This is a genomic window from Nonlabens tegetincola (genome assembly GCF_002117085.1).
In the GTDB taxonomy this organism is placed as follows: Bacteria; Bacteroidota; Bacteroidia; order Flavobacteriales; family Flavobacteriaceae; genus Nonlabens; species Nonlabens tegetincola.
This window is the reverse complement of record NZ_CP019342.1, coordinates 899,118-920,489: the sequence shown is the minus strand read 5'-3', so window position 1 is coordinate 920,489 and position 21,372 is coordinate 899,118. Positions and strand designations below refer to the sequence as shown.

The 21,372-nt window shown below is 34.8% G+C and carries 20 protein-coding genes and 1 riboswitch; of the genes, 11 read left to right on the top strand and 9 right to left on the bottom strand.

Features of this window, described 5'->3' with window-relative positions:
- Positions 1–205 precede the first annotated feature (205 nt).
- Positions 206–781, top strand: coding sequence for a hypothetical protein (locus tag BST91_RS04430; protein ID WP_085774608.1), 576 nt, complete (start codon positions 206–208; stop codon positions 779–781).
- A gap of 62 nt (positions 782–843) precedes the next feature.
- On the opposite strand, the gene BST91_RS04425 is transcribed toward BST91_RS04430, so the two are convergent.
- Positions 844–1,905, bottom strand: a complete 1,062-nt coding sequence (locus BST91_RS04425) for a YncE family protein (protein ID WP_085774607.1) — start codon at positions 1,903–1,905, stop codon at positions 844–846.
- 2 nt (positions 1,906–1,907) lie between these two features.
- Positions 1,908–3,758 (bottom strand): TonB-dependent receptor plug domain-containing protein, encoded by a 1,851-nt coding sequence (locus BST91_RS04420; RefSeq protein ID WP_085774606.1) that lies wholly within the window; start codon positions 3,756–3,758, stop codon positions 1,908–1,910.
- 88 nt (positions 3,759–3,846) lie between these two features.
- Positions 3,847–4,053, bottom strand: a riboswitch (cobalamin riboswitch).
- Positions 4,054–4,138: 85 nt separating this feature from the next.
- Between BST91_RS04420 and BST91_RS04415 the strand changes: the two genes are divergently transcribed.
- The 3 genes from BST91_RS04415 to BST91_RS04405 are packed head-to-tail and all read left to right on the top strand — an operon-like array spanning position 4,139 to position 7,066.
- Positions 4,139–5,290 (top strand): ABC transporter substrate-binding protein, encoded by a 1,152-nt coding sequence (locus BST91_RS04415; RefSeq protein WP_085774605.1) that lies wholly within the window; start codon positions 4,139–4,141, stop codon positions 5,288–5,290.
- A 7-nt stretch (positions 5,291–5,297) separates the two neighbouring features.
- Positions 5,298–6,311, top strand: a complete 1,014-nt coding sequence (locus tag BST91_RS04410) for an iron ABC transporter permease (RefSeq protein WP_085774604.1) — start codon at positions 5,298–5,300, stop codon at positions 6,309–6,311.
- The gene (locus BST91_RS04405) at positions 6,311–7,066 is read left to right on the top strand and encodes an ABC transporter ATP-binding protein (RefSeq protein WP_085774603.1); all 756 of its coding nucleotides are present in this window, start codon (positions 6,311–6,313) and stop codon (positions 7,064–7,066) included. The genes BST91_RS04410 and BST91_RS04405 overlap by 1 nt, the downstream gene beginning before the upstream one ends.
- 637 nt (positions 7,067–7,703) lie before the next feature.
- Here the strand turns inward: BST91_RS04405 and msrB (BST91_RS04395) are convergent.
- Positions 7,704–8,087: a peptide-methionine (R)-S-oxide reductase MsrB gene (gene msrB / locus BST91_RS04395; protein WP_060522598.1), complete on the bottom strand. Its 384-nt coding sequence runs from the start codon at positions 8,085–8,087 to the stop codon at positions 7,704–7,706.
- 6 nt (positions 8,088–8,093) lie between these two features.
- Positions 8,094–8,627, bottom strand: coding sequence for a peptide-methionine (R)-S-oxide reductase MsrB (gene msrB, locus BST91_RS04390; protein WP_085774602.1), 534 nt, complete (start codon positions 8,625–8,627; stop codon positions 8,094–8,096).
- 152 nt (positions 8,628–8,779) lie between these two features.
- Here msrB (BST91_RS04390) and purE point away from each other — a divergent pair, with 152 nt between their 5' ends.
- From purE to BST91_RS04365, 5 genes are read left to right on the top strand one after another with little or no spacing between them, the layout of a single operon-like run.
- Positions 8,780–9,271 carry a 5-(carboxyamino)imidazole ribonucleotide mutase gene (gene purE, locus BST91_RS04385; RefSeq protein ID WP_085774601.1) on the top strand — a complete coding sequence of 164 codons (492 nt, stop codon included), beginning with the start codon at positions 8,780–8,782 and terminating at the stop codon, positions 9,269–9,271.
- Positions 9,264–9,560: a hypothetical protein gene (locus tag BST91_RS04380; RefSeq protein WP_085774600.1), complete on the top strand. Its 297-nt coding sequence runs from the start codon at positions 9,264–9,266 to the stop codon at positions 9,558–9,560. Before purE ends, BST91_RS04380 begins: the two co-directional genes overlap by 8 nt.
- A 9-nt stretch (positions 9,561–9,569) precedes the next feature.
- Positions 9,570–11,618, top strand: coding sequence for a M3 family metallopeptidase (locus tag BST91_RS04375; RefSeq protein ID WP_085774599.1), 2,049 nt, complete (start codon positions 9,570–9,572; stop codon positions 11,616–11,618).
- A gap of 8 nt (positions 11,619–11,626) precedes the next feature.
- Positions 11,627–12,190, top strand: coding sequence for a sigma-70 family RNA polymerase sigma factor (locus tag BST91_RS04370; protein ID WP_042278655.1), 564 nt, complete (start codon positions 11,627–11,629; stop codon positions 12,188–12,190).
- 6 nt (positions 12,191–12,196) lie between these two features.
- Positions 12,197–12,448: a hypothetical protein gene (locus BST91_RS04365; RefSeq protein WP_042278654.1), complete on the top strand. Its 252-nt coding sequence runs from the start codon at positions 12,197–12,199 to the stop codon at positions 12,446–12,448.
- Here the strand turns inward: BST91_RS04365 and BST91_RS04360 are convergent.
- Entirely contained in the window at positions 12,445–13,278 is an 834-nt protein-coding gene (locus BST91_RS04360; protein ID WP_085774598.1) for a hypothetical protein, read from the bottom strand. The two genes, BST91_RS04365 and BST91_RS04360, sit on opposite strands and share 4 nt — an antisense overlap.
- 174 nt (positions 13,279–13,452) lie before the next feature.
- Between BST91_RS04360 and gcvP the strand changes: the two genes are divergently transcribed.
- Complete coding sequence (gene gcvP, locus BST91_RS04355) at positions 13,453–16,290, top strand: aminomethyl-transferring glycine dehydrogenase (RefSeq protein ID WP_085774597.1); 2,838 nt, start codon at positions 13,453–13,455, stop codon at positions 16,288–16,290.
- A gap of 74 nt (positions 16,291–16,364) precedes the next feature.
- Here gcvP and BST91_RS04350 read toward each other — a convergent pair whose 3' ends face one another.
- The 4 genes from BST91_RS04350 to BST91_RS04335 all read right to left on the bottom strand — a co-directional run bounded on the left by BST91_RS04350 (position 16,365) and on the right by BST91_RS04335 (position 19,907).
- Positions 16,365–17,453: a transporter family protein gene (locus BST91_RS04350; protein WP_085774596.1), complete on the bottom strand. Its 1,089-nt coding sequence runs from the start codon at positions 17,451–17,453 to the stop codon at positions 16,365–16,367.
- Positions 17,431–18,471 carry a cytochrome-c peroxidase gene (locus BST91_RS04345; protein WP_085774595.1) on the bottom strand — a complete coding sequence of 347 codons (1,041 nt, stop codon included), beginning with the start codon at positions 18,469–18,471 and terminating at the stop codon, positions 17,431–17,433. Before BST91_RS04345 ends, BST91_RS04350 begins: the two co-directional genes overlap by 23 nt.
- A gap of 82 nt (positions 18,472–18,553) precedes the next feature.
- Positions 18,554–19,354 carry an MbnP family protein gene (locus BST91_RS04340; RefSeq protein ID WP_085774594.1) on the bottom strand — a complete coding sequence of 267 codons (801 nt, stop codon included), beginning with the start codon at positions 19,352–19,354 and terminating at the stop codon, positions 18,554–18,556.
- 175 nt (positions 19,355–19,529) lie between these two features.
- On the bottom strand, positions 19,530–19,907 hold the full coding sequence (locus BST91_RS04335; protein ID WP_060522609.1) for a hypothetical protein: 378 nt from the start codon (positions 19,905–19,907) through the stop codon (positions 19,530–19,532).
- A 293-nt stretch (positions 19,908–20,200) separates the two neighbouring features.
- Here BST91_RS04335 and BST91_RS04330 point away from each other — a divergent pair, with 293 nt between their 5' ends.
- Positions 20,201–21,259, top strand: coding sequence for a 3-oxoacyl-ACP synthase III family protein (locus tag BST91_RS04330; protein ID WP_085774593.1), 1,059 nt, complete (start codon positions 20,201–20,203; stop codon positions 21,257–21,259).
- Positions 21,260–21,372: the final 113 nt, after the last annotated feature.

Here is a 21,372-nt window from a genome sequence, read left to right as displayed (position 1 = left end):
CAGATACTCGCTGTATTTTTGCACGCCTTTTTAGATGAAAGGTTGTGTTTGGCACAGCAGTTGCATATAAATAGGCGAAGGTTATTAAGAGTAATTTTCATAAAGTTTTTTGGTTGGTTAGTGAAAGTCCTGAGCAGTATTCTTCTGCTCGGGATTTTCTAATTTTAGACCATTCTATTATTAAGTCCTTATATTTATTAAAATCATGAAGAAATATATTTCAATTTTACTACTTGTTTTTACTCTAATATCTTGTAAAAATGAAACCAATAATGGAGAAACTGACGTTTTGACCACCTCAAAAGCTGAACAAAATGTTAAAACGAACTCAGATTTATTACTATTTCCCGAAGATTATACAGGTATTTATAAAGGAAAATTGAATATTACCACAAGTAACGGGTTAAATTCAATTCCTATGGAATTACATCTTCTTGCTACTCAAGATTCATTGAAATATGATTATAAAATATTTTATGGAGAAGAAAGATCAGAAAGACCTTACTCCTTATTAAAAACGAATAATCCTAATTTATTTGAGCTAGATGAAAATAATGGAATAATATTACCAACAGCTTATAGTGAAAACACCTTATTCAGTACCTATGAAGTGGCTGGTAATTTATTAACATCAACATTAATTTTTAATGAAAAGTACATTGAGTTTCTTATAAGCTTTAGTCCATTAGAGAGTAAAGAGCTGGCAGGCGAAGCCGAAGGTTTTGAGGTAAGCGCCTACCCTATTACAGTCATGCAGAAGGCCAGACTTTTCAAGGAATAATATCAATAAAAAAGGCTTTTCGATTAAGAAAAGCCTTTTTTAATACTGAAACTATTTTGACATTAATCATTAAAGAAAAATCCATTGGGTGCAACACCGGTTGAAATGGTTGTCATAAGGTTACCATTCAAATCATATTCAAATGCCTGACCATTGGAAACAAAGTCTCCTGCATCAGCAATGTAAATAATACCATCTTTCACGGTAAATCCATACATGGCACCAAATGAAGAACTTGAATTATACTCTAAAACTGGTGTAGTTGATATTTGAGGATTATTTGTTGCGTAGCCATAAACCGCTGTGCCGTTTGTAAAATAGGTTGTTGCTCCATCGATAGAAATGTGCTTAGGCGTTGTTAAAGATGCTGGTAAACTTACTGTATTCACGATAGCATTAGTACCTATATTTATTTCAATTACACTACCTGTTGCACCACCATTGTTAGCAAGAACGTATAAAGAATTAGCGTTTAAAACTGCAGTCTCTGGCGAGTTACCAGCTCCAAGGTCAATGGTGCCGATAATTGACTCAGAATCAGGATTGATAACTGTTATTGCATTACCACTTCCAAATGATCCATTCAATACATAAACATTGTTATTTGCAGCATAAATTCTATTGACAACATCTCCAACCACTATAGTTGAGGTGCTATAATCATTAAGGTCAATAACTGTAACAAAATCATCAGCAGTTGACATAAAATCGCCTGAATTTGTAACAAAAGCTTTATTACCTACTACCACACCATATCTAGGATTTTCAAAATCCGTGTCTACAGTATTTATTAAGGATAAAGAGAATCTGTCTAAAACTGTAACACTACTAGACTGACCTGAAATAACGAACGCTCTATCATCGCTAAAAAACATATCTTGATTGAATCCACCAAAAGGTAGTTCAGTAGGGTTTGCAGTTTCAAATGCATTTGTATCTACGGTACCATTATCATCTACATAAGTAAAAGGGCTTAATGGTCCACCACCTTCATGTAGTATAAAATAACCACCATCGTATTCTCCTCTAGGTGCTGTACCGTTTACATCATCGTCTTCACTACAAGATGTGAATAAAATAGCAATAGCCATTAAGTAAAGAGGAAATTTTAAAATTCTGTTCATGTTTAGAAATTTAGATTTAAATAAAAGTTATAATTAATTCCAGGCATAAACCTGTTATTAACCGATTGATAATTAACATTAAAAAGATTGAGAACTCGTAAACCTATAGTCCAGTTCTTCTTAGGTAAAAACTCCATACCAAGATTTGATACCAAATAAGAATCCAGTACAGCTTCAGGATTATTATCTGACTGAAAGAATACTTCACCAACGTACATGGTTTGAACATAGGTGCTTATTTCATGTAATTTATTGGCACTTGGTTTGAAATTTATGTGAATTGAATTAGTGGCTTTATGATAGGGCACATAAATTAATTGTTTGTCAGTAAGTCGGTTGGTTGAGTTAGTGTAAGTGTAATTACCGTTTAATTTAAAATTAATGTTATTCCATCTTGTTATGTAGTTAGCCTGAAATTCTAGACCATAGGAAACTACCTGATCTGTATTAATAGGTCTCCATATAGCGCTAGAATTGGGTACCCATCTAATCATATCACTAATATCATAGTAGAATCCGGTGATTTTAAAATTACTGTTCTCAAAATCAAAAGAATGACCCATTTCTAATTGATAAGATTGTTCAGGATTTAATTCACTATTCCCAGCTCCTATCCAATACAAATCATTAAACGTAGGAATTCTATAATTGCGTGATCCGTTTATATTTATTGTATAAAAATCAAATAACCTATAACTTATTCCTACATTGAATAATAAAGGGCTATCATAATCCTTTGTAGTTTCTAAACGACTACCTATTTCATAATACCATTTATTGAGCCTTTGATTTAAAAGAAAACTAAATGAACCTATAGTTCTATCTCTATTTTCAAGATTGCTACCAGCTCCTGAGGTATGATTCAAGTCAGCTACAAATCGTGCTTGCGTATTAGTATTAATTTTTAGGTTGAACTGATAATTTCCTATCCATGATTGAGAATTACCCGAGCTGTAGGAATCTCGATCAACATTTCCATAAAACCTGTAGCGTTCAGTTAAATAAGCTGCTCTTAAAACTGAGGTAACAGCCTTCTTTTTAAATTCCCATTCAAGAAGATTTCTTGTGTTGTAATCTTCATACTTAGATGGAATTTCACTAGGATTGATTAAAGAAAAATTCCTAGAACCATCAAAAAAATAATTGTAATACTTAAAGGTGTGATAATTATTGAGCTTATATCCCAATTGAGAATTTACGGAAAAGTTGTCGAACTGCCCATTCAAATTAGTTCGTTCCTGACCTCTGAAATCATAGGTGTAATCATTGTCTGAACTTTGACGTGAAACAGCTATACCAGCATAAAGTTTGGAATTAGCAAAAGAAGTTTTATAACCATAATCCTGTGTATTGAAACTTCCTATATTACCAAAAAGCTCGTTTGAAAACTGATTTTTAAATTCAATTTTATCATTCAAGTGAATGGTTCCTCCTATTGCGCCGCTTCCATAAATTACACTTCCGCCACCATACCTAACCGTAATTTCTTCAAAGTTTCTTGTATTTAAAGTATTAAAATCAGTTTGACCATTAAGCTGTGAGTTAATATTTATTCCGTTCCATATTATTGCTGTTTGCTGCGCTGTTGTTCCTCTAAAAGAAGGAGACGAAACGCCACCACGACTATTTTCTTTGAAGAAAATGGTTGAATTAAACCTTAATAAATCAGTTAATAGAGCAGACTGTCTCTTGCTTATACTATCTGTAAGAGTGGTTGTTGTTTGGGTTTTGGAAAAAGGCACTAGTAGCCTGTCTGCACTTAATACAATAGTATCAAGTTCCGCAGGCTGTTGTTGACCGTAGATCGTCCAGGTAAAACAAATGAATAGTAGTATTCTCAGTGCTTTGTGCATTACTTTTAGTTTTCAGGTAAAAGCACAGAGATCACAAATGCCCGAAAGCATTTGATGAGATACCTGCCACCTTTATCCCGAAGGTTAACATTATTTGGTATTAGAGGCAGGTCTCCTGACTTCAACATGTTTCTGCCTTCCCAGATAAACCAGTGGCTATAATCGAAACATCTCTTGCGAGTAATGTTGTTTACAGTTGCGGGAACAGTTCTAGAATTACACTAGATTCCCTTTTAATTCATTAGTATATGGTAATTACGTTTTCGCGACCGAAGCTTGCCATAAAGGCAAATGCGAGGAAAGCATAATTATCATTACTTAATGAAACCTTCAATACACGGCAAAAGTAATCTAATAAAGTTATTTTTACGCTCACAATGATGAAACAGTTTTTATACATAGGGTTTATAGCGATTTTAATAGGTAGTTGTAAGCAAAATAGAGATCAAACATTGGTTGAAACTCCAGAAACCAAAAGTGATATAACGTTTGATTATGCAACCGGACTTACTGTTCAAAATACAGAAACAGGAATTTACGTTACTGTAAAAAAACCTTGGCCAGATGCAACAAAGGATTACACTTATAAACTTATTCCTGCTTCTAGCCAGAAAAGAGAATTAATTCCTGAACCTGATGCTGGCACTATCATACAAGTACCTGTAAAACGAATAATTGCAACATCTACTACTCACTTACCACCCTTGGACCTGTTAGGTGTGGAAAAAAGTTTAGTTGGATTTCCTGAAACTGATTACATAAGTAATAGTACAATAAGAAATTTAATAGAAACAGGAAATATACAAGATGTTGGAATCAACGAAAGACTAGATGTGGAAAGTGTCATACTCACACAACCGGATGTGGTCATAGGGTATGGTGTTGAAGGAGAAAATCCAACATACAACAACATTCAAAAAGCTGGTATTCCAGTATTATTTAGTGGTGCTTGGGTTGAAAAGCATCCATTGGGAAGAGCCGAGTGGATTAAGCTTTACGGACTGCTATTTGGTAAACAAAAACAAGCTGACTCCATATTTAATAAAATTAAGAATGATTATTTACAAGCAAAAGAGTTAGTAGTTGACCTGCCAAAACCTACTGTAATTGCAGGTGCAACCTGGAAAGATGTGTGGTATTTACCCTATGGTGATTCCTGGCAAGGATTAATTCTAGCTGATGCCGGCTGTAATTACATTTATGAAAACACATCTGGCAAAGGATCACTAGCCTATAATATTGAACAAGTTCTTAAAGATGCTCAAAAGGCAGATTATTGGATCGCTCCTGGAAGTTATACGACCTATTCAAACATGCTTGCAGATAATCAAGCCTATGGACAGTTTAAGGCCTTTCAGCAAAAAAAACTATATACCTTTGCATTGAAGAGAGGCTCTACAGGCGGATTTATTTATTATGAAGAAGCTAGTATGCGACCAGATTTAGTGCTTAAAGACATTATTTATCTCACGCACGACCGTGACTTGCTTAAAGACTATCAGCCTTATTTTTTTAGTACACTTTTACCATAGGTTCTAAATGAAAGTTAACACGCTTATCATATCATTATTAATAGGAATAGTATTTCTATTTGTACTTGATGTTTGTTTGGGCACTGTTTTCATCAAACCCCATCAAGTATGGGACTCCTTTTTTAGTGAAAAAGCACTTCAAGACCAACCTACCATTACCTACATAGTTACTAACATACGAGCACCACGAGCTGTTATGGCAATAATTGCCGGTGCATTCCTAGCAATATCAGGTATATTAATGCAAACTTTATTCAGGAATCCATTAGCAGGTCCCTTTGTTTTGGGTATCTCAAGTGGTGCAGGATTAGGTGTTGCTTTTACGGTACTGGGCGCTAGTTGGCTGGGTTTTCAAGCAGCAAGTCAAAGTAGTTTAGTTTTATCAAGTATCTTAGGTAGCGTGGTTGTTTTAGTATTGATACTTCTTATTTCATTTAGATTAAGGGACACCATGGGTCTACTCATAATTGGACTTATGGTTGGTAGCTTAAGTAGCGCTATAGTTGGAATCCTGAGTTACTTCAGCGCCAGTACAGAATTACAGAGGTATGTTTTTTGGTCTCTAGGTAGTTTGAGTAACGTATCATGGATTTCAATACTTATTCTGGCAAGTATACTACTTATAGGTATGGTGGTAATCACATACCTCATTAAATCACTTAATGCATTATTACTAGGTGAACAATATGCTCTAAGTTTAGGAATTAATATCAAATTGACTAAGTGGATCATTATCATACTTACAAGTGTTTTAGCTGGATCCATTACAGCCTATGCCGGACCCATCGCCTTCATAGGGCTTGCTGTTCCGCATCTTACTAGGATGATGTTACCCAGTGTTAATCATAAATCCTTATTTCCTACAGCTGTTTTATTAGGATCTGCCCTACTTCTATTTTGTGATATAATAGCTCAATTGCCTTTCAGTAGTAAATCCCTACCCATAAATGCCGTCACATCACTTATCGGTGCTCCTGTTGTAATTTGGTTAATTGTAAGAAAACGTAAACTTCACTTTTAATGTTAGTAGCACAGGATTTACATATAGGATACGGTTCTTGTGAAGTTGCTCGCACGGTTGGTGATTTCGCTTTCGCGAAAGCGAATCTAACAGCAATCATAGGTGGTAACGGGATGGGGAAATCAACGTTTTTACGAGCTTTGGCGTATGGTAACCATAAGATTTCAGGGAACGTAATTCTAGACAATAAATTAAGACAAAATTACAGCGATGTTGAATGGTCTAGAAAAGTAGCTGTTGTACTTACACAAAGAGAATTTAGTCACCATCTTACAGTAAAAGAACTTCTGGAGCTTAGTAGAATACCCTACAGTAATTTTATGGCCAATATAAGTGAAGCAGATAATGAAATTATACAAAAAATAAGTACTGATTTTCAAATTTCAACTTTATTGGATCGTAGATTACACAGTTTAAGTGACGGGCAATTACAGCGAGTTCTAATTGCGAGAGCACTAGTACAGGATACTGATTTTATTCTGATGGACGAGCCTACTAGTCATCTAGATCTTAACTTTAAAATTGATTTGTTGCACCAACTTAAAGAAGTTTGTCTCTCTAATAAAAAAGGTATAATTTTTTGTACTCATGAATTAGAAATGGCACTTCATCTAGCAAATGAACTGGTAACAATTCATAAAGGTTCCATTGACAAACATACAAGACAAGAATTGCTATCGAGTAATTTATTAAATAAGATGTTTCCCTCAAGCAAACTCAATTTTGATGAAAATGGAGTTTCCTATACATGGTGAAAAGAACATTCTGAATTTTTAATTCGATTTATGAGCCTTTAATTTTTGATTTAGCTTATGCTTAACTAAAATGTATTAATGACATTATAAGCGTACATAGTTATAAATCAATAATTAAGAAATCCAGTAATCAAGAATTATGAAGGTTAGCCTGACCATCTAAAAATTCATGATAATAGGTAAGAGGCAAACCTATATCTATTTCAAACGAACTTTCATTACTCCATAGTGTCGAAATATTATCAATAATGGAAATAAAAGACAAACTACAGAAAAGTGATATTGATAAAAAAAGCGAAATGAAAAATTTATAGAATAGCTTTATCACTAATTCATCCAATTAAAATACTTTACTATATAGACAACAAGTAATGCGCCTCCTATACCAAAAGATATTGCTCCTTGCCAATAATATAACTTTGAGGTGGTTTGCTTGAAATAAGTTTCTCCATACATTTTTATGAAATGCTTGTGAGTTGTAAGCCAAAACAAATACATACAAACAACAAATACAAAAATAGCCAGCAGCAGTAAGGATGTCATAAAAGTGAATTGAGTCTAGGTAAATATACTTAAAACTCAAAAGCTGTCATAAAATGCCGATACTTATTATGAGTAACACTTGCTATTTAACAAGTTATTGACTTGATTTAAAATCAATTGAAATACTGTTTACACAATGTCTTATACCACTAGCTGTAGGCCCATCATTAAATACATGACCCAAATGCCCACCGCAATTAGAGCAAAGGATTTCCGTACGTATCATCCCATGTGATTTATCTAATTTACGTTCAATAGCACCAGGAATTTCTCCATCAAAAGAAGGCCAACCACAACCAGAATCAAATTTTGTCTCTGATTTAAATAAAGGATTATTGCAAGCTGCGCATACATACATTCCTTTTTCAAAATGCGTATTATATTCACCACTAAAGGGCCTTTCAGTACCTTTTTCTCGTAGAATATAATACTGCTCCGGTGTAAGCTCTTCCTTCCACTCTGCTTCGGTCTTTTTCATAAACAATTATTTACGTAGTTCTGGTAAGGATTCACCTTCAGGAATAAAATTCAATGCCACACCATTAATACAATGTCTTTTTCCAGTTGTTCTTCTAGGGCCGTCATTAAACTCATGACCTAGATGACTGCCGCAAGTTGCACATTTTAACTCGGTTCTTGCATACCCAATTTTATAATCAGTATCCCTTTCAACCTGACCATCAATAGCTCTATCATAACTAGGCCATCCTGTACCAGAATCAAATTTGTGCTCATTATTATAAACAGGTGCGTAGCATGCTGCGCAAATTAAGGTTCCTGGTTTATATTGTTTATTTAAAGGACTGGTAAAAGGTCTTTCGGTACCAGCCTCGCGTAACACATTGTACTCTTGTGGTGATAGAATTTGTTTCCATTCTTCATTAGTCTTAGAAACTTTATAAGTTGTTTCTTGCTCGGTTGTGGAAGCAGTAGTATCATTCATTGCCACTTTTGCTTCTTCATTTTTACAAGACAAAAAACCTAGTACGGTAACTAAAATAACTATTCTCTTAATCATTACTATTTATTTATAATTCAAAATTATACCAATAACATGCCAGAATATGTTGCAAGACTGTTAAGTATTATGTCGAAAGTATCACGATATCATTGCAAAAATGTCTAGCAGTTGTCTCTCTCTTTTTATAGGGTGTTTTGTACCTTTATAGCATGAATAAAAAAGTAGCTATTATCATGGGATCTACAAGTGATTTACCTGTGATGCAAGACGCCATAGATGTTCTTAAAGAACTTAATATTGAAATTGAAGTAGATGTTGTGAGTGCACACCGCACGCCTGAAAAAATGTTCCAATTTGGAACCACTGCACACGAGAATGGCATAGCAGTAATAATTGCTGGCGCTGGTGGTGCTGCTCATTTACCGGGCATGGTAGCCAGTCTGTCTCCTTTACCAGTTATTGGTGTTCCTGTGAAATCAAGTAATTCTATTGATGGATGGGATAGTGTTTTATCTATTTTACAAATGCCAGGTGGTGTTCCTGTAGCTACAGTAGCATTGAATGGCGCAAAAAATGCTGGAATTCTTGCGGCTCAAATAATAGGTGCTACACAAGACGATGTTAGAGACCGAATTATAACCTACAAAGAAGGTCTTAAAGAAAAAGTTCATCGTGCTGCTAGTGAGATGAAATATGACTAAAACTTATAAAGTAATTTCCATTTTAATCATCTCTATAACCCTTATTTGGTTAGTCTATGCTGGATTTCAACCCAAATGGATTAAATGGCAATTAATGACCGCTGGTGGAATTCATTTCATCATGTCATTTATAATAAATCGACAGTATCACAACTGGGAATACAACTATTTGGGGATCATTCATGGAACTCTAATGGTAGTTTTAATGGGTTGGGGATATTTTTTGTTTAACTATATTAATCAAAAGTTTAACAATATTATAGTCCATTTTTGGACTACTGATAAGTAATTTTACAATATGAAAACAAGTGATAATCCGTTATTACAACAATTTAATACACCATTCAATACAGCTCCTTTTTCAATTATCACAGAGGATTTGTATGAGGACGCTTTCGCGAAAGCGATAAAAATAGCACAAGAAGAAATTACTCTTATTACGAGTAATAAAGAGGAGCCTTCATTTGAAAATACGATTGAAGCTCTAGATAAGGCTGGCGAAAAATTAGGCAGAATATCAAGTATTTTCTTTAATCTTAATAGTGCCGAAACCAACGATGAAATTCAAAGAATCGCTCGTGAGGTAAGTCCACAGTTAAGTAAATTCAGCAATGATGTTACCTTAAATTTAGATCTATTTGAACGTGTAAAGCATGTGTATAATAAACGTGATCAGCTTGATTTAAATCCAGAACAACTTACTCTTCTTGATAAAAAGTATAAACGATTTTCACGTAATGGCGCCTTGCTTGATGATAAACAGAAAGAACGATTACGAGAAATTGATACACAGCTAGCGCAGTTAAGTCTACAATTTGGTGAAAATGTGCTGGCAGCAACAAATGCATTTGAAATGCATATTACAGATGAATCAAAATTATCTGGCCTACCAGAAAGTGCTCTAGAAGCTGCCAAAGAAGCAGCTACCAGTCGTGATAAAGAAGGTTATATTTTCACACTAGACTATCCTAGTTACATTCCTTTAATGACTTACGCAGATGACAGAGAATTGCGAAAGGAAATGTCACTTGCCTTTGGTTCACGAGCCTTTAAAGATGATCATGATAATCAAAAAAATGTACTGCAAATTGCGCAACTAAGGTTTGAAAGAGCTCAATTATTAGGGTACGATAGTCACGCTCATTTTATTTTAGAAGAACGCATGGCCGGTTCTCCAGAACAGGTTAACGACTTTTTAAATGAATTACTTGAAAAAGCACAACCTGCCGCTCAAAGTGAGTTTGATGAATTACAGAGGTTTGCCCAAAATCATAAGGATTTCCCGATTGATCAATTGCAAAAATGGGATAGCGCTTACTACAGTGAAAAGTTAAAGCAACAACGATTTGAACTTGATGATGAGTTGCTTAAACCTTACTTTAAATTAGAAAATGTAATAAACGGTGCTTTTGAAATTGCCAACAAATTGTTCGGACTGACTTTCAAGAAAAATACAGAAATTGACAGCTATCATAAAGATGTAATGATTTATGAAGTTTATAATGAGGACAAATCATTGAACTCCATATTCTATGCAGACTTTTTTCCAAGAAAAGGAAAGCGTAATGGAGCGTGGATGACTAGTTTCAAAAGTCAATGGAAAGAAGATGGACATGATAGTAGACCACATGTTTCAATTGTGTGCAATTTCACAAAACCTACTAGTACAAAACCATCTTTACTTACTTTTAATGAGGTAACAACTTTATTTCATGAGTTTGGTCATGCCCTACACGGTATGCTTGCAAACACTACATACCGTAGCCTTTCAGGAACATCGGTGCATTGGGATTTTGTAGAATTACCTAGTCAAGTTCTTGAAAACTGGTGTTATGAAAAAGAAGCACTAGAACTATTTGCAAGGCACTTTGAAACTAACGAGGTCATACCACAAGAGTATATTGAAAAAATCAAAGCTGCAGCTACCTTTTTAGAAGGTATGCAAACCATGCGACAACTCAGTTTTGGATTATTAGATATTAGCTGGCACGGTATTGATCCATCACAGATAGAAGATGTTAAGGATCATGAGCGCACCACTTTTGAGAAAACAGATTTATATCCCGACGTACCTAGCAGTTGCATGAGCACAGCATTCAGCCACATTTTTCAAGGAGGATATAGTGCGGGATATTACAGTTACAAATGGGCTGAGGTTTTAGATGCCGATGCTTTTGAATTTTTCAAACAAAAGGGAATTTTCAATAGAGAGGTTGCAGATCTTTTTAAAGACAATGTACTTTCCATGGGAGGAACAGAAGACCCTATGGAATTATATGTTCGCTTTCGCGGAAGCAAACCAAAAACAGACGCTCTTTTAAAACGAGCAGGACTTATAAAAACATAAAAAACTAAATGCCAGAAGTAGAATTAGATCCAAAAAAGTGGGTAGATCGTTATAGCGACTATTTATTTAATTACACCATAACAAGAGTTAATGATGCTGTTATGGCACAAGATCTAGTTGCCGAAACTTTTCTGGCTGGTCTTAAAAGTGCGCACAGATTCAAGGGAAAATCCACTGAGCGCACTTGGCTTGTATCAATTCTTAAACGTAAAATCATTGATTATTATCGCAAAATCAATTCTAATAAAGGTAAAGCCGAGGTTAGAATGAGTTATTTAGATAACAATGATGAAACAGGAGATTGGCTAGAAGAACGAGTAAAAGATTTACGCAATCCTACTGTAGAGGATGATATAGAACAAAAAGAATTAGGTGAAGCGTTACAAGAATGTATTGCAGCTTTGCCTGAGAGATATGCCATCATCTTTGTGCAAAAAACCATCGATCGCATGGATACAGAAACCATTTGTAAGGAGCATGATATCACGGCGTCCAATTTATGGGTGATTATTCATAGAGCCAGAGTCCAGTTAATGGAATGTTTGAATAAAAAATGGTACAAGATCGATTAAACTATCATGGGTAGAGTATTTATAAATTGTAACGATGCCGAAGTGTTGAGTACACGAGAGCAATACAATGATCTCAATAGTAAAGAGCGTTTTAAACTTAAAATGCATCACTCCCATTGCTGGAGATGTAGATCCTTTAATAAAAAAAACTGCAAGTTTACTAGAACGTTAAACGGTTTGAACTGGATTAAATTAACCGCAGCCGAAAAGGCTAAAATTCGTTCTCGCATTAAGGATGCGATTGAAAGGAAACTTTAACAGCAAACTTTTAAAAGCAGCCAAATAATTGGTAATCCCTCAACGGTAAAGCTCACAAAATAGGAACTTTTTATTTTGTCTGATAAGTAAATAAAAAGCAATAATAAAACCGTAATAATTACTGTTTCAGACGTATTTGAATCAATAATGGGTTGATACATTAATTGCAAGACAAAAAAGAAAAAGGCACTTAGATACCCGATAATTTTAGTGTAACCAACTCCTATTTTTTGAGGTAATGTGATTAGGTGTATTTTATCATTTTCAATATCTCTAATTTCAAAAGGTATACAGTAAGCTATCATAAAGCAAAGAAGAGTTATCCCAAGATACATATGATCTTCAAAATCAATGTAATTTAAATCCTGAACAGTGTTTGCAAATCCGTGCGCGCTCCAAAAAAAACTCAACAACAATAACACCCAGCTTATTGCTACAACAGGCGTTTTTAAATAAACAAACTCTCTGATTTTCTTATTGAATAGCAAAGGAAACGCATATACTAAGTTTAACAGTACTAGCAAAGCCACAATTAGCCAATACTCCGTTGTTTCAAAGGCTAATAAACTAAGAGCAATTAATATCAATAAGGAGCTCATGATTAATATAAAGCCTCGATATTTAAATGGTTTACTGGTTAATATTAATGGGTAATATTTAGTCAGGTTATAACTAACGACAACTAGACAAAATTGCATAATGTAAAACGGCCAATCGACAAAAGGCTCTAGATAAGGTAATGTGATAACCATAGACAAGGTTACAAAGCAAATTGCCACATGTAAACTCGTTCTTATGTAGAACTCCAGCCCTTTTTTTATTAGCATCATAGAACAAAGGTAATAGCAGTGGTTAATAACCTATTAAAAAGCGTGAATAAAAAGAGGTAATAATTAACTAACCTCTGTTAGTTTAAACTACTTAATCGACTACTTTTGCATGAAAATAAAGCGGCTACCCTTAAAAACAAGTTGCTATTTAATAACATAGACCACATAAGCACTATGAATACAGATCGTTTTGCCCTTAGACACATTGGGCCACGCAAGAAAGATCTTAACACCATGCTAGATACCATTGGTGTTTCCTCAATCGACGAACTCATTTATCAAACCGTTCCAGATGGAATTAAATTGAAAAAAGAACTGGAATTAGATCCAGCGATGAGCGAGTACGAGTACCTAAATCACATCCAAGAATTAGGTAATAAAAACAAACAATTTAAGACCTACATCGGTTTAGGATACAACGCCGCTATTACACCAGCCGTAATTCAACGTAATATACTTGAAAATCCAGGTTGGTATACAGCTTACACACCTTACCAAGCAGAAATTGCACAAGGTCGTCTAGAGGCATTGCTCAATTACCAGACTATGATCACCGATCTTACTGGTATGGAATTGGCAAACGCCTCATTATTAGATGAATCTACCGCTGCTGCCGAGGCGATGACCTTACTTTTTGCAGTTCGTGAACGCGCACAGAAAAAAGAAGGAGTGGTGAAATTCTTTGTTGACGAGGACACCTTGCCACAAACCAAAGAATTATTAAAAACACGTGCTATTCCATTAGGAATTGAGCTTGTTGAAGGTAACCCTAAGGAAATGGATATGTCCAACGGTTATTATGCCGTACTAATTCAGTATCCTGGTGCAAGTGGTAAAGTGGTTGATTATACTCAATTTGCCCAAGCTTGTAAAGAAAATGACATAAAAATAGCAGTAGCTGCAGACATACTTTCACTAGTAATGTTAGAAGCTCCTGGTAATTGGGGTGCCGATGTTGTTGTAGGTACTACACAGCGTTTTGGAATTCCATTAGGATATGGTGGTCCACATGCTGCCTATTTTGCAACTAAGGAAACGTATAAACGTCAAATACCTGGTAGAATTATAGGTGTAACTCGCGACATGGATGGTAAGCGTGCATTGCGTATGGCTTTACAAACTCGTGAGCAACACATTAAAAGAGACAAAGCAACTTCTAATATTTGTACTGCTCAGGTTCTACTTGCAGTAATGGCTGGAATGTACGGAGTTTATCACGGTCCTAAGGGATTAAAGTACATTGCTAGTAAAGTACATAACACGGCTGCTACCCTAGCCGATGCTGTTGAAAAACTAGGTATTTATCAAGAAAACGAACAATATTTTGATACTCTATCTTTTAAAGCTAATGCAGCCAAGGTACGCGAACAAGCTTTAGCATTAGAAATTAACTTCTATTATCCAGATGAAGAAACAGTTCAAGTTTCTATAAACGAGACTACTTCTATAAAAGATCTTAACGATATTGTTTCCGCTTTCGCGAAAGCGTACTCAAAAGAAGCAACTGTAATCACTAATCTATTGGATCAAAACAATGTAGGTGTAAAACGTGAAAGTGAATTCATGACCTATGATGTATTCAATAGTTATCACAGTGAAACAGAATTGATGCGTTATATTAAAAAATTAGAGCGTAAGGATCTGGCATTAAATCACTCGATGATTTCTTTAGGATCTTGTACGATGAAATTGAACGCAGCAGCCGAAATGTTACCACTTTCAGATCCTCAATGGGGTAATATTCACCCATTTGTTCCTGCAGATCAGGCTCAAGGATATCTAGAAATGTTGACAAAGCTTGAGGAACAATTGAATGAAGTTACTGGATTTGCAGGTACCTCATTACAACCTAATTCTGGTGCGCAAGGAGAATTTGCAGGACTTATGGCTATTAGAGCCTATCATGAGTCTCGTGGTGATAGCCACCGTAATATTTGTTTAATTCCATCTAGTGCACATGGAACCAATCCTGCAAGTGCTGTTATGGCAGGAATGAAGGTAGTTGTTACAAAAGCACTAGAAAATGGTAACATAGATGTTGATGATTTAAGAGCCAAGGCGATTGAATATAAAGACAACCTGTCTGCTCTTATGGTTACTTATCCATCGACTCACGGTGTTTATGAAAGTGCGATTAAGGAGATAACTGGAATCATTCATGAAAATGGTGGTCAAGTATATATGGATGGTGCAAACATGAATGCTCAAGTAGGTCTTACTAACCCAGGAAATATAGGCGCTGATGTTTGTCACCTCAACCTACACAAAACATTTGCCATACCTCACGGTGGTGGTGGACCTGGTGTAGGCCCTATTTGTGTTGCAAAGCAACTAGTACCATTCTTACCTACAAATCCTATAGTACCTACAGGAGGCGATCAAGCGATTACTCCTATTAGTGCTGCGCCATATGGAAGTGCGCTAGCCTGTGTAATTTCTTATGGTTATATATGCATGCTAGGTGCTGCTGGTTTAAAGCGATCTACTGAATATGCTATAGTTAATGCTAATTATATCAAAGAACGTTTAAACGGGAGTTTTGAATGTTTATATGTAGGTGAAAGAGGTCGTGCCGCTCACGAAATGATCATTGACTGTAGACCATTTAAAGAAAATGGAATAGAAGTTACTGATATTGCCAAACGTTTGATGGATTATGGTTTCCACGCTCCTACGGTGTCATTCCCGGTAAATGGAACCATGATGATCGAACCAACAGAATCGGAAAGTAAGGAAGAGATTGATCGTTTTTGCGATGCGATGATTTCCATAAGAAAGGAAATTGAAGAAGCTACTAAGGAAGAGCCTAATAATGTTCTTAAAAATGCGCCGCATACCTTACAAATGATAACCAGTGATGACTGGAATTTTCCTTACACTAGGAAAAAAGCTGCTTATCCACTGGAATGGGTAAGTGACAACAAATTCTGGCCTACTGTACGACGCGCGGATGATGCTTATGGTGACAGAAATTTAATGTGTACATGTGCTCCTATGGAAGAGTACTTGTAAACTTTTAAAATCAATCATTAAAAAACCGAATCAATTCTAATTGATTCGGTTTTTTGTTTTGTGAAATTTCAGCTTTATTGCCACAAAACATTTAAATAAATACTTACTCGTTGTTGAGATTCAACATTTCCTGCAAACAATTCTTGAGCCACAGGCAAGATATAACTAGCTCCCAAGTTGAATCGATCAAAATTAAACTCAGCTCCCAGAGTTGCATTGAACACATAACCGTCAGTATCCTTAATCTCTTCATCAAATTGTCTAATACTACCATACAAATCTGTAGAAATACCTAGGTATGGATTTAATGACGCTTTCGCGAAAGCGATATTATAAAAAACATTGCTCGATGCACTTAATTGATTTCCAAATCGATACTCATTTTTATTTTCAGACTTTAAATAATAGGTTCCCTGTGTTTTTATTCCCCATTTTTTGGCAGAGTAATTATGCATTATACTGATTAAAAAATCAGTACTACCGGTACCTACTTGAAAACCTGGATTTACACGATCTACAAGCTGTTCTTCAAATTTACCAGTAGGTAATTTAATTCCTAGCCCATACTGGAATTGATGACCGGATGGATCTTTGTTTTCAAAGACTACGTTATATCCTTCTGGACGTTTATAAAGCACATGTTTATACCATCCTATTATTGTGATATCTCCTACTCCATTGATATTTTCATTTCCATTAACTCGTTTTCTACTTAAATCCTGATACGGAATAACAGCATTTAATGCGATTTTCTTACTTAAGGGAATATTGGCCCAAGCTTGGTAAGTGTAAAATTGCTCCTCACTGGATGGAGAATTATTAAATATGCCATCTTTTGATTCAAAGTTTTGGTAAATGAACCTAATGCCAACAAAATTTAAATTTTGTAACGTCCCAAATCCTGAACTACCACTTGAGGTTGTACAACTACAAAGGTCACAAAGCAGTTTTGAAGGTGAGTCAATTTTTACAGTGCGAGTAAAAGAATTTAAATGGTACTCTTCACGTTCTGATTCAAAAGACTCTTGTACATCACTAAGTATAAGTTTGCTGTCTTGAAAATTAATATCGATTTGATTTAAATTTTGACTGTAACTGAAAGACCACAATAAAAAAGCAATTGAGCAAATTAGATAGGTTCTAGTATTCTGAAAATTGATCATCGTTTAAAAAAGTTGGATCGGTTAATGTTTTCAAGAAAGCAATTAAACTTTCCTTTTCTTGTTCTGTAAGATCAATTCCTAAAGAATTATCTGGTTTTACTAGTGATGAATCTATGGTGCCTGTATCAACCATACCCGTGTCATAAAAGTCTAAAACCGCCTTTAATGTAGAAAATCTACCATCGTGCATGTAGGGTGCTGTGACTTCTACATTTCTCAAGCTGGGAACTTTAAACTTATAAAGATCTTCCTGCCTTTCTAATACAAGAAATCTTCCTTTATCGTCAAGTCTACTATTGATACTTAAACCATTATTACGATAGGATTGATCAGTAAATAAAGTTCCTGAATGACAACTAGCGCACTTTTGATTAAACACTTGCTCTCCCTGAGATTCTAATGGGTTAAATACTGGTCCTTCACCTCGTTTTACTTGGTCATATATTGAATTTGACGATACCATAGTGAGCATGAATTGCGACAACGCTTGCAACATATTTGCTGTATTTATTTCACCATCTTCAAAGGATTGTTTGAAGAGATGTGGATAGTCAGAATCTGCTTTAAGTTTTTCGATTACATTTTCCAAAGTTTCATCCATCTCAATAGGATTTGTAATTGGAATAATAGGTTGAAGATCTAAGTGACTTGCTGCACCATCCCAGCCAAACTCCTTTTGAAAAGCTAAGTTTTGTAATGGTGGAGTGTTCCTAAAACCTATGTTACCATTCACACCATGACTAAGTGTATGACCGTGATGCGTAAAAGCAAACTCTTGTTCATGACAAAAAGCACAAGCTATAGCGTTGTTAGAGGATAATCTACCATCGAAAAAAAGCTTTTTGCCTAGCGCAATCCCTTGTTCTGTTAATGGATTGTTATTCAAATCATATTCCATGGAAGGAAAATTACTTGGAATACTGAAATCTACAGGAGTAGGTTCATATCCCAAATCCTCTTCACTTTGACAACTTAGTATCAATAAATAGATACATGTAATTGTAAAAAGTCTATACATAACTTAGAAAATTGAACAAATCACTGATACAGAATATTCAATTTATAAGAAAGAATATCAGTATCAGTGATTATAAGAACTATTAATTGTTATGAACGTGATGTACACTGAAGCTTTCAGAAAAATTTTGAGCTATAATAGGTGTCTCTACTTCGTTTGTGTGCACTTGATTGTAACCATCGGCGAAAGAAACTGTGGTAGACCCTTCAAAAATTTTCATAATATCAGCAATCACGTGAATTTCGGCAATACTATTTTCACGTACTCGTGATGTATTTGGTAAGTCTAATGTAATTTCTCTATAATTATCTAATGAGGTTCCCACACTTCCCATGTGAATATTAAGAGCTTGGTCTGCCGCACTAGAATCGGTATAAGTTCCGTCTAATCTAATAAACTTATATCCAGTTGCCCAGCTCCACATCATTCCAGCGTCATCTGCTTGTTGTAAAAAATTACCTTGACCTGCCACACCTAGTGTATAACGATCTTGGTCAACACCTATTCCAAATTTAATTTGAGTGTAATTTCCTGCATCAATATCATTAAGTGTAATGTTGAATTCACCTGCATTGTTAGCTTGAGATTCATCTACAATAAAAATATTATCTATTGCTGGAATAGTACTCTCGTTTCCATTTTCATCTAACAACACTATGTTGCTAATGATGTATTTAAGAGTTTGAACTTGAAAAGTATCTCCATTTGACAATGAGTAAGTGTTATTAAATAGGAAGTCATTGCTTCCCACAGCATTGTCAAATTTAATCGTGATATCACCTTGCTGGCCTTCTAGTTGATCACCGGTAGAATCATCATCAGTAGAGCATGAGGTTAGAATTAATGTAAGAGCGATTGTTGAAAATATATGATTTAGTTTCATTTTATTTAATAGTATAATGTTGCGTTGGATTATTTTGAATAATTCAAAATATCCAACCTAGTTGTGATCCATCATCTCGATTAATAATGAGATCACGGATAATTATGATTTTATATGAATTGATAAAGCCAATGCTAATAGAATAATAATAGCATAAGCTTTTTACGAAGAGCTGTTAAACGATTGGTGGTTTGAACAGGTCGTGTTTATAACTGGATAGTAAAAGCTGTTCTTTACTTACAATCAATTCTTGCTTGTAATGAAATGCTTTAGAAAAATTAAAATCAATATTGTTCTGTTGATAATACACGGGATAAAAAGCCACTAATGCACCTACTTGTAATTGTTCCTTTTCATAGTTAGCCTCTGCCAGCATCATTTGCTGTGCTAGATAACATTTTCCATCACACTGTAGTTGAGGGCGATCTTTATTAACACAATATTCGTCTATAATCTTATCTAAATTAGTTGCGTAATACGTCCATTGACCTAAGTAGAAAACAGGCCTTACCGCAAGAGCAAATAACAAAGAAAAAACGATAAGATTTTTCAAGATCGATGTTTGCTGCAAATTTAAATGGGAAGTATAAAATAGGCGATAAATTTCAAGATAATTTTGAATTAAAGTTGATTAACTAATAAAACATCCTGAAGGTATAAAATCGCATAAAAATGCCTTTTCAAGTGTTATTATTATTCATTGCATTGTATTATTCATAGAATAATCTACAATTATCTTAAATATTCTCAATAGTTAAGAAAGACTTAAAAATTTAAGAGTGATACATTAGGAAAACACAAGTTTAATGACTTTTTTTACGATGAATTGAAGATATTAATGCCTTTATGAGAGCAAAAATAACAGGAGTAGGAAGTTACATTCCGGAAGTAATAACTAAAAATGAGGACTTTTTAAATCATGAATTCTTAAATAATGACGGTAGCTCATTTGGTAGTGACAATGAAGTAATTATTGAGAAATTTGTAGCCATTACTGGTATTGAAGAACGACGCTACCTTACACCTGAACAACTTACAAGTGATATAGGCGCTATTGCTGCTAGAAATGCTATTGTAGACGCTAATTGTAACCAAGAAGAAATTGATTTTATTATCGTAGCTCATAATTACGGAGATGTTAAACCAGATGGCGGTTCCAGCGATATGGTTCCTAGTCTGGCTAGCCGTATAAAAAACAAGCTAGGAATAAAAAATCCGCAATGTGTCGCTTATGATGTACTCTTTGGGTGTCCTGGTTGGGTATTAGGTTTAAGCCAAGCAGATAGTTTTATAAAATCTGGACTAGCTAAACGTGTACTTGTTATCGGTGCCGAAGCACTTTCAAGGGTAGTTGATCCACATGATAGAGATTCTATGATTTATTCTGATGGTGCTGGTGCCGCTATTGTAGAACCTAGCATGGATGAACACGGTATATTAGGTCAGGCTACCGCTACTTATACGGAAGAAGAAACTTATTTCATTTTTAATGAAACTTCTTACAATAAAGAATTAGAAGACAAAACACAATACATAAAAATGTATGGAAGACGCATCTATAATTTTGCTCTTTCAAAAGTGCCAAATGGAATGAAAGCCGCGATGGATCAAGCTGATGTTGATATTAAAGATTTAAAGAAAATTTTCATTCACCAAGCTAATGAAAAAATGGATGAAGCTATTGTGCAGCGTTTTTACAAACTTTATGATATGGAAGTTCCTAAAGACATCATGCCTATGATTATTCACAAGCTTGGAAATAGCTCAGTCGCTACCGTACCTACTGTCATGGATCTTGTTGTACATGATAAAATGCCAGAACATAAAGTTGAAAAAGGTGACGTGGTCATGTTTGCCAGTGTAGGTGCCGGAATGAATATTAACGCTATTGTATATCGCTATTAAATGGTGGCTAAGTTTACTCTTAATAAGTCAAGATTGTAAAATATTAATTTAAAACACTATCATAAAAAAAGCCTGCTTGTTATTGCAGGCTTTTATATTTTACTGATAACCTA

Excerpts from the sequence above, each read along its gene's own strand:
- BST91_RS04430 (WP_085774608.1), top strand. The coding sequence starts at position 206 with ATGAAGAAATATATTTCAATTTTACTACTTGTTTTTACTCTAATATCT.
- BST91_RS04425 (WP_085774607.1), bottom strand. The coding sequence starts at position 1,905 with ATGAACAGAATTTTAAAATTTCCTCTTTACTTAATGGCTATTGCTATT.
- BST91_RS04420 (WP_085774606.1), bottom strand. The coding sequence starts at position 3,758 with ATGCACAAAGCACTGAGAATACTACTATTCATTTGTTTTACCTGGACG.
- BST91_RS04415 (WP_085774605.1), top strand. The coding sequence starts at position 4,139 with ATGAAACAGTTTTTATACATAGGGTTTATAGCGATTTTAATAGGTAGT.
- BST91_RS04410 (WP_085774604.1), top strand. The coding sequence starts at position 5,298 with ATGAAAGTTAACACGCTTATCATATCATTATTAATAGGAATAGTATTT.
- BST91_RS04405 (WP_085774603.1), top strand. The coding sequence starts at position 6,311 with ATGTTAGTAGCACAGGATTTACATATAGGATACGGTTCTTGTGAAGTT.
- msrB (WP_060522598.1), bottom strand. The coding sequence starts at position 8,087 with ATGAAAAAGACCGAAGCAGAGTGGAAGGAAGAGCTTACACCGGAGCAG.
- msrB (WP_085774602.1), bottom strand. The coding sequence starts at position 8,627 with ATGATTAAGAGAATAGTTATTTTAGTTACCGTACTAGGTTTTTTGTCT.
- purE (WP_085774601.1), top strand. The coding sequence starts at position 8,780 with ATGAATAAAAAAGTAGCTATTATCATGGGATCTACAAGTGATTTACCT.
- BST91_RS04380 (WP_085774600.1), top strand. The coding sequence starts at position 9,264 with ATGACTAAAACTTATAAAGTAATTTCCATTTTAATCATCTCTATAACC.
- BST91_RS04375 (WP_085774599.1), top strand. The coding sequence starts at position 9,570 with ATGAAAACAAGTGATAATCCGTTATTACAACAATTTAATACACCATTC.
- BST91_RS04370 (WP_042278655.1), top strand. The coding sequence starts at position 11,627 with ATGCCAGAAGTAGAATTAGATCCAAAAAAGTGGGTAGATCGTTATAGC.
- BST91_RS04365 (WP_042278654.1), top strand. The coding sequence starts at position 12,197 with ATGGGTAGAGTATTTATAAATTGTAACGATGCCGAAGTGTTGAGTACA.
- BST91_RS04360 (WP_085774598.1), bottom strand. The coding sequence starts at position 13,278 with ATGATGCTAATAAAAAAAGGGCTGGAGTTCTACATAAGAACGAGTTTA.
- gcvP (WP_085774597.1), top strand. The coding sequence starts at position 13,453 with ATGAATACAGATCGTTTTGCCCTTAGACACATTGGGCCACGCAAGAAA.
- BST91_RS04350 (WP_085774596.1), bottom strand. The coding sequence starts at position 17,453 with ATGATCAATTTTCAGAATACTAGAACCTATCTAATTTGCTCAATTGCT.
- BST91_RS04345 (WP_085774595.1), bottom strand. The coding sequence starts at position 18,471 with ATGTATAGACTTTTTACAATTACATGTATCTATTTATTGATACTAAGT.
- BST91_RS04340 (WP_085774594.1), bottom strand. The coding sequence starts at position 19,354 with ATGAAACTAAATCATATATTTTCAACAATCGCTCTTACATTAATTCTA.
- BST91_RS04330 (WP_085774593.1), top strand. The coding sequence starts at position 20,201 with ATGAGAGCAAAAATAACAGGAGTAGGAAGTTACATTCCGGAAGTAATA.